Raw genomic sequence first — 13,770 nt, 5'->3', positions numbered from 1 at the left:
ACACTATTATGGCAACATTAGACTTCATTGTAATAGGGTTATTCGCTTTAGCCCTAATCGGGATTATTATATGGGTATCTAAACAAAAGCAAAACAACTCTGCCGACTATTTCCTCGGCGGCCGCGATGCCACTTGGCTCGCCATAGGCGCATCTATTTTCGCTTCCAATATCGGTTCCGAACATCTTATCGGGCTGGCCGGAGCAGGAGCTTCCAGCGGTATGGCAATGGCCCATTGGGAAATCCAAGGATGGATGATCCTGATCCTCGGCTGGGTATTCGTTCCTTTCTACACACGCAGTATGGTGTATACGATGCCTGAATTTCTGGAAAGGCGGTATAATCCGCAATCCCGAACCATTCTTTCCTTTATCTCATTAATCAGTTATGTATTGACCAAAGTGGCCGTGACGGTTTATGCCGGCGGACTGGTATTCCAGCAGGTTTTCGGTATTAAGGAACTGTGGGGAATCGACTTCTTTTGGATTGCAGCGATCGGCCTGGTTTTATTAACCGCTCTTTATACGATTGTAGGGGGTATGAAATCCGTGCTTTATACATCCGTCCTCCAGACCCCTATCCTGTTGTTAGGTTCGCTGATTATCCTTGTGCTCGGCTTTAAAGCATTGGGCGGATGGGACGAAATGATGACTGCCTGCAAAGCAGTCGTGGTCAATGACTATGGCGATACCATGACGCAATTGATCCGCGACAACCGCGACCCGCAATATCCGTGGCTCGGCGCCCTGATCGGTTCTTCGATCATCGGTTTTTGGTATTGGTGTACCGACCAATATATCGTGCAGCGTGTCCTTTCGGGCAAAGATATGAAACAAGCCCGCCGTGGTGCCATCTTCGGAGCATACCTGAAGCTGCTCCCGGTATTCCTCTTCCTGATCCCGGGAATGATTGCTTTTGCATTGAATAAAAACGGAATCGTTGTCAATGGTGAAGTATTCAAGCTCTCTATCCCGGATGCCGCTTTCCCGACATTGGTAGCGAAATTGCTTCCGGCGGGTGTGAAAGGGCTTGTCGTATGTGGTATTCTGGCCGCCCTGATGAGTTCGCTGGCATCCCTGTTCAACTCGTCGGCCATGTTGTTTACGATCGACTTTTATAAACGTTTCAAACCCGAAACGCCGGAAAAGAAACTGGTTGTAATCGGACAGATCGCAACAGTCGTAATCGTGATTCTGGGTATCCTCTGGATTCCGATTATGCGTAGCGTCGGAGACGTCCTCTATAATTACCTGCAGGACGTACAATCCGTACTGTCACCGGGTATCGCCGCCGCTTTCCTGCTGGGTGTATGCTGGAAACGTACTTCCGCCAAAGGAGGTATGTGGGGGATGCTGGCAGGTATCATCATCGGTATAACCCGCCTCGGAGCCAAAGTCTATTACAGCAATGCGGTCGATGCATCCGACAACCTGTTCAAAGCCCTGTTCTACGATATGAACTGGCTGTTCTTCTGCGGATGGATGTTCCTGTTCTGCATCATCCTGACAATCGTTGTCAGCCTTTGCACGAAAGCACCCGAGGCAGAAAAGATACAAGGCTTAGTATTCGGAACGGCTACACCTGAAGAACGGGCGGCTACACGTGCAAGCTGGACCCATTGGGATGTGATCCATTCTGTTATCATCCTGGGTATTACAGCCGCATTCTACTGGTATTTCTGGTAATACCTGCAAGTAGAATTGGGAGAAACGCAAGAAAAGTTTTTTCCAAAACATCTGTCACTCTATCACACCATCACGTATATGCCTTGATAATCATATCGTGATAGGTGTGATAGATGGCTTTTTCATCTATCACACTACTATCACACCTCTATCACCAAAAAAATATTTTCATCGATATAAGGAACCTTTTCTTGAAAAACAAGTAGGGATAATGCGAAAACTAAGTAGAAATATCCGTCTACACCCCCATGTTTACATATTACACACCCCCATGTAGCCGGCTTTTACATCCGGGTGTAGCAATCAGGGACATCCGGATGTTCATAGATTTATCTGCTTAGAACGGCCTTTAGTTCTGCGAACATCGGTATTCATTGGGAGCGAAACCGGTTATCTTTTTAAATATCAAACTAAAATGCTGCACATTCGGATAACCCAACCGACGGGCGATGGCGGCAGGCGTACTATCCGTTTTCAACAAAAGATCTTTGGCGACATATAAGCGTTTGAACTGGAAATATTCGGTAAGCGTCTTGCCTGTTTCAAATTTCAACAGGTCATTGAAATAGGCGACGGACAGATTTAAACTTTCAGCACAATAAGCATCTGTAGGCAACTTGCCGTCCTGCAATTTGCCGGAGGCGATATACTCGTCAAGAATCTTTTCCATTTTCCCCAGAATCGCTTTGTTTTTATTTTCGCGGGTAATGAACTGCCGCTCATAATAGCGCGTACAATAATCCAGCAACAATTCGATATGGCGGGACAGGATGATACTGCTATGCGTGTCTATGGCATGATGAAGCTCGTCTTCGATGCTCTCGAGGCAGCAGGTCACTTTCGCCGTTTCCCGTTGGGATAAATGCAACGCCTCTTCCTTGCGGTAGAAAAAGAAGGTATAGTTCTTAATATGATTTTTCAGCGAAGTGCGGAACAGCAAATCGGGATGGAACGCCAGAAGATACCCTTTATCGGGCAGCGTGTTATTCTCGCTCATGCCGAAAATTTCGCCGGGAGTAAGAAACACCATCGTTGCATTAGAATAATCATAATATTTGCGCCCGCAACAGTCACACCCGTTTTCACAATCTTCTATCAGCAGGATAGCATAGAACTCGAACCTGACGGCATCCTGCTCCAGATTCGGATTCTCCAGATTGATGATACTCACCTGCGGATGCAGCGTCTCACACCCCAAACACCGATTGCATTCACATACGGTCTTAATGTCCAACATCTTCTCTTTCATCTCTTATAAAATCATTCACAGATTGTTTTGCGCCCGGTATTTACTTGGCGTACACCCCACCCGCTTCTTAAACAGCCGGCAGAAATGCTGCGGATACTGAAACCCCAACGAATAGGCGATTTGGCTGACGGTATCTTCCGTAACGGAGATACGCACCTTTGCCAGTTCGATCACTTTCGCCTGAATATATTCCTGCGGCGTCTTGCCGGTTTCTTTCTTAAACATATCCCCGAAATAGTTAGACGAAAGACAGAGCTTGTCGGCAAAGTATTTCACCGTAGGCAGCCCGTTATTCTCAGCGGTCTCTCCCTCGAAATACTTATCCAGCAGGCTCTCGAAACGTGTCAACACATCACTGTTCGCCTTACTGCGGGTGATAAACTGGCGTTCATAGAAACGCATACAATAGTTAAGAAGCAATTCGATGTGGTTCACCAGCAAGGTCTTGCTATGCTTGTCCACTCCATGTTCCAGTTCCATGTGTATAATCTTCAGGCAATCCATCACGATGCTCCTCTCCTCTTCCGAAAGATGCAACGCTTCGTTTACCTCGTAAGAAAAAAACGTGTACTTCTTGATAGTCTTCCCCAACGACGTCCCGCGGAGCAGGTCCGGATGGAAAAGAATCCCATATGCGTTTACCTGTATCTTGTCGGTTGTCGGAGTCGTTTCGGCCGTTTGTCCGGGAGCAAAACAGACGATAGTCCCTTCCTGGTAATCGTAAGTCTGGCGTCCGTACCTAATGTCGCAAGCCTTTTCAAGCTTCAGAAACAGCGCATAGACGCCATAGTTGAACCGGATAAGATCCACACTGTTGGTTGCTTTGTTCATGTCAACCACACTGACCAGCGGGTTCAGCGTTTCGAGACCGTACAGCCTGTTATACAAGTCCACATTATCCAAATTAAGTATCTTATCCATAACCGCAAATATCAAACTTATCGAAAATACAAAAAATATCCGTATATCACTTATACTATTCCGGTTACAAAAGTAAAAGATAATCCAGACATCTTTACTACCCCAATTACAGATTACATAACCTTTGTTACTGATTTTATGCCATAAAAGAAGCCTTTCAATTTCATCAGATACGCTTTTCCACTATTTCAGGATTAAGGACTATCTCTAAAACATTAACAACCAGTTCAATGATATTAACCAAATCATTTTCTACTTTTGTCATAAGGAGATTAATATGAGTAGAAACAAAACATTAATTATTTATAAGACAGACGCAGAAAGCTGTATGCCGCTACCCTATGCAGACCAGGGAATTAAGGCAGGCTTTCCTTCACCGGCACAAGACTATATCAGCCAAGCCATTGATTTGAACAAAGAGCTTATCCATCATCCGGCCTGTACTTTCTACGGACGTGTTTCAGGGGATTCCATGAAGGATGCCGGATTAGACGACGGGGATATTTTAGTTATTGACAAATCCCTTGAGCCGCGAACCGGAGATATGGCGGTCTGCTACATTGACGGTGAGTTTACGATCAAATATATCCGGATCGAATCTAATGTCATTTGGCTGATCCCGGCAAACGAAGCTTACCAGCCAATCAAGGTGACACCGGAAAATGATTTTATGATCTGGGGAATAGTCACCTACTCCATTAAAAAGCACAACAGGAGAGCATAATGTTTGCGTTAGTAGATTGTAATAATTTCTATGCATCATGCGAAAGAGCGTTCAATCCGTATTGGAATGGCCGTCCGGTCGTCGTTTTGTCGAATAATGACGGTTGTGTTATCGCCCGATCCAACGAAGCCAAAAAGATCGGTATAAAGATGGGAATCCCGGCATATCAGATCAGAACTGAAATTGAACAATATAACATCGGAGTATTCTCATCCAACTATACCCTGTATGGCGATATGTCCAACCGGGTAATGAGTATGCTTTCCTCCTACTCTCCCAATGTCGAGGTTTATTCAATTGACGAATGCTTTTTGGATTTCTCCGGATTCAGCTTATACGATCCGAAAATATACGGAGAGGAAATAGTCCGGTCGGTCACAAAAGGAACCGGTATTCCGGTAAGTATGGGCATTGCAACAACAAAAACGTTGGCTAAAGTAGCCAACAAGTTTGCAAAGAAATACAAAGGTTATAAAGGCGTTTGCATTATCGACACGGAAGAAAAGCGGATCAAAGCCCTGAATCGTACAGAGATAGGCGATGTATGGGGGATCGGTCACCGTCATGCAAAGAGATTGGAGAAATACGGCATACGGAATGCCTATGATTTCTCACAGATGCCTAAAAACTGGGTCCGGCAGCAAATGACTGTTGTTGGTGAACGAACCTGGAAGGAACTGAACGGCGAGCCTTGTATCGATCTGGAACAGATAGCTCCGGCTAAAAAACAAATCTGCACCAGTCGGGCGTTCGGGCAAACGATCGCGGATATCGAAGGGTTGAAAGAGGCTGTTTCTTCTTTTGCAAGTATCTGTGCCGGCAAGTTACGCAAACAGAAGTCTTGTGCACAATCGCTCATGGTTTTCATTCATACCAACAATTTCAGGGAGGACTTGCCGCAATATTTCAAGAATTGCGTGATCAAACTACCGGTTCCAACAAACAGCACCCCAGAAATTGTGCACTACGCAATTGCAGCACTTCAAAATATCTACCGGAAAGGATATTATTTCAAAAAAGCCGGAGTTATCCTCATGGATATCGTACCTGACAACGCAATCCAACAAAACATATTCGATGCCGTAGACCGGGAAAAACACAAAAAACTGATGGAGGTTGTGGACCGGCTTAATAGTGGTTATTCCCGAAATAACCTATCTTTGGCAGTACAGGGCGGTCGAAGGAAGTGGAAGTTAAAACAAGAACTGCTTTCACCTTGTTATACAACAAAGCTAAATGATATTATCAAGATAAAGTTATGAGAAAAATTGCAGCAATAATTATTCCGGTATTAATATGTTTTTTTATCGGATTGACCGCAAGTTACTTTCAGGAAGAAGCCATTAAGATGTGGTATCCACTTCTTTCCAAACCGGAATTAACCCCTCCGAACGTAGTGTTCCCGATCGCATGGAGTATTATCTATCTCTGTATGGGAATATCTATCGGAATCATTTTTCTATCCAACTCAATAAAGAGAAAAGAGCTGATCAAACTCTTTAGCATTCAGCTAATATTCAATTTCACATGGAGTATTTTATTCTTCTACTTACGAAATCCTTTGTTAGGATTTATTGATATTCTTATTCTTGACATCTGTGTGACTATGTATGCCATTAAGAGTTATCCTGTAAAAAAAGCCAGCTCACTCTTATTCATTCCTTATATCATCTGGATTTATTTTGCAACATATTTGAATGGCTACATCCTGCTGAACAACTAAAATTTTACGATGCGCCAGGTTTACCCCATGAAAGGAGCCTATAAACAAAAACAGCACCTCACAGACTCACTGTAAAATGCTGTTTATAATTTGTTACTTGTTTGTGACCTGGGAGGGGCTCGAACCCTCGACCCAATGATTAAGAGTCATTTGCTCTACCAACTGAGCTACCAAGTCAATGTTTGTTGGTTTTGTTTTTATTGAGTGACCTGGGAGGGGCTCGAACCCTCGACCCAATGATTAAGAGTCATTTGCTCTACCAACTGAGCTACCAAGTCATTCATGCTATCGTTGTTTCTCGATTGCGGGTGCAAAGATAGGAGTTTAATTTTTCTTTGCAAACTTTTCCCGCAGTTTTTTCCATAAAATTTACTCGAATTCAAAAATATCAGACGGTGTAGTCCGCTTCAAAGCATGCAAAGAGACATCCTTCCCTACCCGCACTCCCTCCTGGAACAGGCGGAAATCGACTGTTTTATAGGCAAGTTCGGGATGGTTATTGTCGCGGCTCAGGTGGCACAACCAGATATCTTTCAGTTTGGGATCATAATGGGTGGCAAGGAACTCGGCTGCTTCACGGTTGCTCAAATGTCCCGTCGGGCTGGCAACGCGCTCCTTCAAGAAAGCGGGGTACGTACCGAAGTGCAACATCTCTTCGTCATAATTGGCCTCTATGATCAGGTGGTTCGCCATGCTCATATATTTGCTCACCGTCTCAGTGATATGGCCGACATCCGTTGCCAACGTAAACTTATGATCGCCATATTCGATATAATAGCCGACATTGTCGGTACTGTCATGCGGGACCTCGAAAGCGGTAATACGGAAATCACGGATCATAAAAGGCACTTCCTTCTCGATCACCTTACGCGAACCGACAAGCGTCTCCTCCACATAACGGCTCTTGCCTATCCCCCGGTGGACGGCTTCCGTCGTATAGACCGGAATGCAAAGTTTCTCTCCCAGACAACCTACGGTCTTGATATGATCGGCATGATCATGCGTGATCAGGACTGCAATAATTTTGGAGAAATCGATCGCTTTATCTTTCAATACCTTCTTTATGGTACGAATACCGATACCTGCATCAATCAACACACCGAATTCGGGTGTTCCCAGATAATAGCAGTTTCCACTGCTTCCACTTGCTAAACTCAGAAATGATAGTTTCATTTTAATTTCCAATTCAGTCCTTTACAGGAATTACGGGCGAAACGTGTCGGGGATCGTCATCTCCCCGATCAGCGAACAGTTCATGTGGTCCTTTACCTCCTCGGGCGTTAGGCCGTGGCCGAAAAGAAACATGAGCTTGGTGACGGCACTTTCGGTCGTACTGTCGAATCCGCTTATCACCCCCGCTTCCAACAATTTATGCCCTGTCTCATACCGGTGCATTTCTACGCTTCCGGCACTACACTGGGTTACATTCACAATCACAATTCCCCGGCTCACCGCCTCTTTCAGCATCGTCAGGAACCAATCGTAACACGGTGCGTTACCGCTTCCGAACGTTTCCATCACGACACCTTTCAACCCCGGTATATTCAGGATGCTCTCCACCACCTGGGGAGAAATCCCCGGGAAAAGCTTCAGCACCGCTATATTCCGGTCCAAGAGGTAATGCGGTTTCAAGGGCCTTCTCGAAACAGGATGGTAAACCTGTCCGGTGTCATACTTTATATAGATACCGGCATGTGCCAGCGGCGGATAATTGTATGAACGGAAAGCATTGAAGTTGTCCGCATTGATCTTACTCGTACGGTTCCCCCTCAACAAGTCATTTTCGAAAAAGATACAAACCTCCGGTACAACCGGGACACCGTTTTCCTTCGCTGCGGCGATTTCGATAGCGGTGATCAGATTTTCTTTCCCGTCGGTCCGCAACATACCGATCGGCAGTTGCGAACCGGTAAAGATGACCGGTTTACTTAAATTCTCCAGCATAAAACTCAAAGCGGATGCCGTGAAAGACATCGTGTCCGTACCATGCAGCACGACAAAACCGTCGTATAACTGGTAATTGTCAGCAATAATCTTCACGATCTTCATCCATGACTCCGGCCCCATCTCCGATGAATCCATAACCGGATCGAACTGGATGGTCGAAACCGCATAGCCCAACTTCTTGAGCTCCGGCATATTATCCTTCAAATGTTGAAAATTAAACGATTCCAATACACCAGTTTCAGGGTTTTCGATCATACCGATCGTGCCGCCGGTATAGATGAGCAGAATCGAGGCTTTCTCACTTTGAGTGTTCATATTTGCTGTCATAGATCGCAAAGTTAATAATTTTATTCTTCCCCTTTTAATACGGGGACGCTTATATGATATTTTACTGCTACTATACGGGTAACGAATATGCCGGTTGCAGCAATAAACTGTGTCAATGACGGGCTGATTCCCATCTGTAAGCAAGCATAATAAATAAGACCTCCCAGGACGCACGCCAACGCATAAATATCTTTCCGGAAGATCAGCGGCACCTCATTAATCAGAATATCGCGTATCATACCGCCGAAAGCCCCCGTAATCGTCCCCATCACAATAGCCACCCACATCGGAAAACCGAACGCAAGCGCCTTCTCGATACCGACCACGCCGAACAGCCCCAGCCCGATGGCATCGAAAATAAAGAAAGTATTGTTCAAACTAATTACATATTTCCGGAATATGATAACGAAAAGCAATGCCAGTGCCGATATGATAAGATAAGAGGCCTGCTCCATCCAGAAAGGGGTGGCATTGAGCAGAATATCACGGATCGTACCGCCGCCCACCGCCGTAACCACACCGATCACATAGGCGCCGAACCAGTCAAATTGTTTGGCCGAAGCCAGACGGATACCACTAATCGCGAAAGCAAATGTCCCGGTATAGTCGCAAAAGCTTATAAAATCTATCATTGTGTTTTTTCTGCAAAAATAAATAAATCCTTCCAATGTTGTTGTTTTCTATTAAGACGACCTGATAATAATTTAAACCAAACGAATACCCGGCTGTTAATTATATATAAGTTTGCACTCAAAAAAGTGCTGATGATTATCTAATTAAGAGAAAATGAAGAAATTTATATTAACCGGACTTATTTGTCTGCTTTCGTCTTCGTGGATATGGGGGCAAGAATATATACCTCAAATTACACATCGCCATTATATAAGTGACACGACTCTATTCCAGCCTCGCCGCCCTTGGAAAGCGGCGCTCGAAACCTTCGGTCTCAACATGGTTGTCTGGGGCTTCGACCGATATATCGTGAAGGAAGACTGGGCCTATATCAACGGACATACGATCAAAAGTAATTTCAAAAAAGGCCCGGTATGGGATACCGACCAGTTTACGACCAACCTATTCTCTCATCCCTATCACGGTTCGCTCTATTTCAACACGGCCCGAAGCAACGGGATGAACTTCTGGCAATCCGCCCCGTTTGCGGCCGGCGGTAGCCTGATGTGGGAGTTCTTTATGGAGAACGAGCCGCCTTCGATCAACGATATGCTGGCGACAACATTCGGGGGAATCGAACTGGGGGAAATCACCTACCGGCTGTCCGACCTGTTCATCGACAACCGCTCGTCGGGAGCCGAACGTGTCGGGCGCGAAGTGCTGGCAGGCATCCTGTCGCCGGTTCGTGCCTTCAACCGCATCCTTTCGGGAGAAGCCTGGCGACACAGTTCTTCGAAAGGACGAACCTATACTTCCGTCCCTGTCAACTTTGTCGTAACGATGGGGCCTCGCTTCCTGGCAGAGCAGGAAGGATCGAAACGGGGGACAACCAGCCTGAATATCAATTTACGCATCGACTATGGGAATCCTTTCAATGATGATTTTTATTCCCCCTACGAATGGTTCCGCTTCAATTTCGGCATGGATCTATTCTCCGCCCAACCGGTCGTCAGCCAGGTAAACGCTATCGGAGCCTTATGGGGTAAGACGGTTTGGACGAAAGGTCCACGTACGCTTTCCGCCGGATTTTTCCAGCATTTCGACTTCTATAACTCGGAACTCCGTCATGGCAGTGAAATGACCGTCCCTCCCTACCGCATTGCAGCACCGGCAGCAGCAGGAGCCGGTTTGATTTATTACAAGCAGGCCACACCCGGAGACAAAACGGATATCTATGCCGAATTGTATGCAAACGGGGTTGCTCTGGGAGCCAGCCTGTCGGACTATATGCTGCTTGGCGAACGGGATTACAACCTGGGAAGCGGCTACAGCACCAAAGCCAGTACAGGCATCGTCTATAACAAACGGCTGGCTTTCCTGCTCAACATGGAAAACTACCATATCTTCACTTGGAAAGGATACGATCCTGAATTAGACTGGTCGACAACAGATCCAAGCACCCTGAACATCCAGGGCGATGCCGGGAACGCACGCCTGACCATCTTTTCGATGAAACTGGCCTATCTATTAAAGGATAAGTGGAACTTCACCCTGACAAACCGTTATTTCTCACGACGGACAAACTACCGGTATTATCCCCGGGTGGATTATTCCACTTACGACTTGATGCTCGGGTTAGGAATACGGATTTAACCCGGATTAATTCTTCCGTTCCAGTTCGTTCAGGTTCTCCATCTTCTTGCGTTGCAGGAATTCGTAAATGCCTTCGAGATGCTCCGTCACTTTCTTGTTGCCGAACTCGTACACTTTGGTCACAAGGCCATCCAGGAAGTCACGGTCATGCGATACGACGATCAGCGTCCCGTCAAAATCCAGCAAGGCTTGTTTCAGGATATCTTTCGTTTTCATGTCCAGATGATTGGTCGGCTCGTCGAGGATCAGTAAATTGACGGGTTCCAGCAACAACTTGATCATCGCCAGGCGGGTACGTTCACCACCAGAAAGCACTTTTACTTTTTTCGCCGAGTTCTCGCCTCCGAACATGAAGGCTCCCAGCAGATCTTTGATTTTATTGCGAATATCCCCTTTTGCAACATCGTCTATCGTTTGGAATACCGTCAGGTTTTCATCCAGCAAAGAAGCCTGGTTCTGCGCGAAATAGCCGATCATCACGTTATGCCCGATCGTCAGCGTACCGTCATGCTCGATTTCTTTCATGATACATTTTACCAGTGTGGATTTACCCTCTCCGTTCTTCCCAACGAAAGCAATCTTGTCACCCCGTTCGATCATCAGATTGGCATTACGGAAAACAGTATGGTCACCGTATGATTTCGACACATTCTCGATTGTCACTGGATAAGAACCGGAACGGGGCGAAGGCGGAAATTTCAGACGCAAAGCAGAAGTATCTTCTTCGTCCACTTCAAGTATCTCCAGCTTTTCAAGCATCTTCACACGGCTCTGTACTTGTAAGGTCTTGGAATAAGTACCTTTGAAACGTTCGATAAAATCCTTTGTCTCGGCGATAAATTTCTGTTGTTCGTCGTAGGCTTTCTGTTGCTGCTCGCGGCGTTCCTTCCGCAGTTGCAGGTACTGGCTGTAATTAACTTTATAATCATAGATACGACCCATCGTCACCTCGATCGTACGGGTTGTGATATGGTCTACGAATGCGCGGTCGTGGCTGATCACAACAACCGCCTGTCCGTTATCGATCAGGAAATCTTCCAACCACTGAATGGACTCGATATCGAGGTGGTTGGTCGGCTCGTCCAGCAAAAGCACATCCGGTTTCTTCAACAACAGTTTCGCCAATTCGATACGCATACGCCAACCGCCGCTGAACTCGCTCGTCTGGCGGCCGAAGTCTTCGCGGGTGAAACCAAGCCCCAGCAAAGTTTTCTCGATATCGGCGTCATAATTAATCTCTTCAATAGAATAGAACTTCTCGCTCAAGGTCGAAACACGCTCGATCAGTTCCATATAGCTGTCCGATTCATAATCGGTGCGTATTTCCAGTTCCTTGTTGATTGCAGCAATCTCCGCCTCCATCTCGTGTAAATGGGCGAAAGCCTGGGCAGTCTCTTCAAATACCGTACGGCCGTCTTCCGTCATCAAATGCTGCGGAAGGTATGCGATGACGGTATCTTTCGGGGCAGACACTTTACCGCGAGTCGGTTCGCGTACACCCGCCAATATCTTCAACAGAGTGGATTTACCCGCCCCGTTCTTTCCCATCAGGGCAATCCTGTCTTTCTCATTAATAACAAAAGATATATCCGAAAATAATGCGCTTCCGCCAAACTCTACTGTTAGTCCGTCTACTGAAATCATATATTATATTAATGTATTACTTTTATAAAACGAGCGGCAAAGGTAAGAAATAAATGTCAATGATAATAATCGTGCATAATCCGCACCAGGGCTGTTTTCCAGAAATAAATTCCACATTAAATTCGCAAAAAAACAACAATATCCCCCCTTAAAACGAAAAATCCACACAAACATCTGACTCATACAAACATATAAAAAATAGCAGTTTGTTAAAAAATATTACCATTGCGGGTAATTTGAATTAGATGGGGTACAAAATCGAATTAGACGCGGTAGTAGTTTCGTTTTGAACCAATGCTTTTTTTGAAAGAATAACAATAAGGGGGAAATGACACTTTTACTCCACAACGACAGGACGAATCAAACCACCGCCTATCGAAACCTGATTCTGGCCAGATACAGACATATCAACGATATACGTGTTTCTCTGGTTCACTTCCGCCCGGCTCTTATGGGCATGAAAGACATACCGTAACTTGCCATCCTTGCCAATGAACGGCGCGCCGTGGCCGGTTCCGACAAGCTCCTCGACTTTGTGCAAAAGCGGGTTCTTACCGCTTTTCTTCCACGGCCCGAAAGGAGAATCCGACGTGGCATAGCCGACCGCATAATCCTGGCTCCTGAAGTCATTGGCGGAATAGAGCAGATAATAGAGTCCATCCCGTTTCACAATGGAAGGACCTTCAGCGACCTTCCCGAACACCATTTCCCAAGGTTCGGCCGCTTCGATACACTGCGTCAGCGTCTCCTCCTTGATTTCTTTCAGATTCTCTTCCAGTTCCGCACACCAGATCACATTGCCGTTTGTAAAACGGACAAAATAGAGGTAAGCCTTCCCGTCTTCATCGAAAAAGACGGAGGTATCGATTCCTTTTTCTTCCCGGATCGGCTTCTTTACGTCCTGCACGAACGGGCCTAAAGGAGAATCGGACGTAGCAACACAAACGTGCTCTTCGACCGAATAGTACATATAAAATTTCTTATCCTTCTCCACATAGTAAACCTCCGGCGCCCAGAACCATTTATCCCCATAAGAATCCTCTTTGTTGAGCGCCAGGCGGAGGGAACGCTCCCACGATTTCAAATCATTCGAGCTGTACACCTCGAAACCGTCCGCACGGGATGTTCCGTAGGCATAATACGTACCGTTATAAAACAGGATATAAGGATCGGCAATCGGCAACACGTTAGAAACCAGATCTTTTCCCAAGACAGTCACACTTGCCGAAACAACACATAGCAGCATTAACACCACTTTCTTCAACACATTTGTCTTCATAATGTA

At 45.9% G+C, this 13,770-nt stretch carries 12 protein-coding genes and 2 tRNA genes; 5 read left to right on the top strand and 9 right to left on the bottom strand.

Going from position 1 to position 13,770, the window contains the following annotated elements; translation table 11 throughout:
* The first annotated feature begins 8 nt into the window (after positions 1–8).
* Positions 9–1,685: a sodium:solute symporter gene (locus ACPYIV_RS03855; protein WP_293732985.1), complete on the top strand. Its 1,677-nt coding sequence runs from the start codon at positions 9–11 to the stop codon at positions 1,683–1,685.
* Between the two features lie 349 nt (positions 1,686–2,034).
* Here ACPYIV_RS03855 and ACPYIV_RS03850 read toward each other — a convergent pair whose 3' ends face one another.
* A complete protein-coding gene (locus tag ACPYIV_RS03850) occupies positions 2,035–2,922 on the bottom strand; it encodes a helix-turn-helix domain-containing protein (protein WP_425886493.1) in 888 nt (295 codons plus the stop codon).
* A 27-nt stretch (positions 2,923–2,949) separates the two neighbouring features.
* Entirely contained in the window at positions 2,950–3,855 is a 906-nt protein-coding gene (locus tag ACPYIV_RS03845; protein WP_293732984.1) for a helix-turn-helix domain-containing protein, read from the bottom strand.
* A 277-nt stretch (positions 3,856–4,132) separates the two neighbouring features.
* On the opposite strand from ACPYIV_RS03845, the gene ACPYIV_RS03840 reads away from it, so the two are divergent.
* Genes ACPYIV_RS03840 through ACPYIV_RS03830 form a run of 3 tightly spaced genes read left to right on the top strand, consistent with a single transcriptional unit; the run spans position 4,133 to position 6,302 of the window.
* Positions 4,133–4,579 (top strand): LexA family protein, encoded by a 447-nt coding sequence (locus tag ACPYIV_RS03840; RefSeq protein ID WP_293732983.1) that lies wholly within the window; start codon positions 4,133–4,135, stop codon positions 4,577–4,579.
* A complete protein-coding gene (locus ACPYIV_RS03835) occupies positions 4,579–5,841 on the top strand; it encodes a Y-family DNA polymerase (protein ID WP_293732982.1) in 1,263 nt (420 codons plus the stop codon). Before ACPYIV_RS03840 ends, ACPYIV_RS03835 begins: the two co-directional genes overlap by 1 nt.
* Positions 5,838–6,302, top strand: a complete 465-nt coding sequence (locus ACPYIV_RS03830) for a TspO/MBR family protein (protein ID WP_425885625.1) — start codon at positions 5,838–5,840, stop codon at positions 6,300–6,302. Before ACPYIV_RS03835 ends, ACPYIV_RS03830 begins: the two co-directional genes overlap by 4 nt.
* Positions 6,303–6,406: 104 nt before the next feature.
* Here ACPYIV_RS03830 and ACPYIV_RS03825 read toward each other — a convergent pair.
* The 5 genes from ACPYIV_RS03825 to ACPYIV_RS03805 all read right to left on the bottom strand — a co-directional run bounded on the left by ACPYIV_RS03825 (position 6,407) and on the right by ACPYIV_RS03805 (position 9,208).
* Positions 6,407–6,479: transfer RNA gene (locus tag ACPYIV_RS03825), tRNA-Lys, on the bottom strand.
* A 28-nt stretch (positions 6,480–6,507) separates the two neighbouring features.
* Positions 6,508–6,580: transfer RNA gene (locus tag ACPYIV_RS03820), tRNA-Lys, on the bottom strand.
* A gap of 91 nt (positions 6,581–6,671) precedes the next feature.
* On the bottom strand, positions 6,672–7,475 hold the full coding sequence (locus ACPYIV_RS03815; RefSeq protein ID WP_293734747.1) for an MBL fold metallo-hydrolase: 804 nt from the start codon (positions 7,473–7,475) through the stop codon (positions 6,672–6,674).
* A 30-nt stretch (positions 7,476–7,505) separates the two neighbouring features.
* Complete coding sequence (locus tag ACPYIV_RS03810) at positions 7,506–8,576, bottom strand: asparaginase (RefSeq protein WP_425885622.1); 1,071 nt, start codon at positions 8,574–8,576, stop codon at positions 7,506–7,508.
* 20 nt (positions 8,577–8,596) lie between these two features.
* A complete protein-coding gene (locus ACPYIV_RS03805; protein ID WP_293734745.1) occupies positions 8,597–9,208 on the bottom strand; it encodes a trimeric intracellular cation channel family protein in 612 nt (203 codons plus the stop codon).
* A 154-nt stretch (positions 9,209–9,362) separates the two neighbouring features.
* Between ACPYIV_RS03805 and ACPYIV_RS03800 the strand changes: the two genes are divergently transcribed.
* Complete coding sequence (locus ACPYIV_RS03800) at positions 9,363–10,841, top strand: DUF3943 domain-containing protein (protein ID WP_293741046.1); 1,479 nt, start codon at positions 9,363–9,365, stop codon at positions 10,839–10,841.
* 6 nt (positions 10,842–10,847) lie between these two features.
* Here ACPYIV_RS03800 and ACPYIV_RS03795 read toward each other — a convergent pair whose 3' ends face one another.
* Entirely contained in the window at positions 10,848–12,485 is a 1,638-nt protein-coding gene (locus ACPYIV_RS03795; protein WP_293734743.1) for an ABC-F family ATP-binding cassette domain-containing protein, read from the bottom strand.
* 337 nt (positions 12,486–12,822) lie between these two features.
* On the bottom strand, positions 12,823–13,764 hold the full coding sequence (locus ACPYIV_RS03790) for a glycoside hydrolase family 43 protein (RefSeq protein WP_293734742.1): 942 nt from the start codon (positions 13,762–13,764) through the stop codon (positions 12,823–12,825).
* Between the last annotated feature and the right edge of the window lie 6 nt (positions 13,765–13,770).

It is taken from the genome of Parabacteroides vesiculifaciens (assembly GCF_049860805.1).
Lineage (GTDB): Bacteria > Bacteroidota > Bacteroidia > Bacteroidales > Tannerellaceae > Parabacteroides.
The sequence above is the reverse complement of the archived record's forward strand: the minus strand, read 5'-3'. Positions and strand labels throughout refer to the sequence as shown.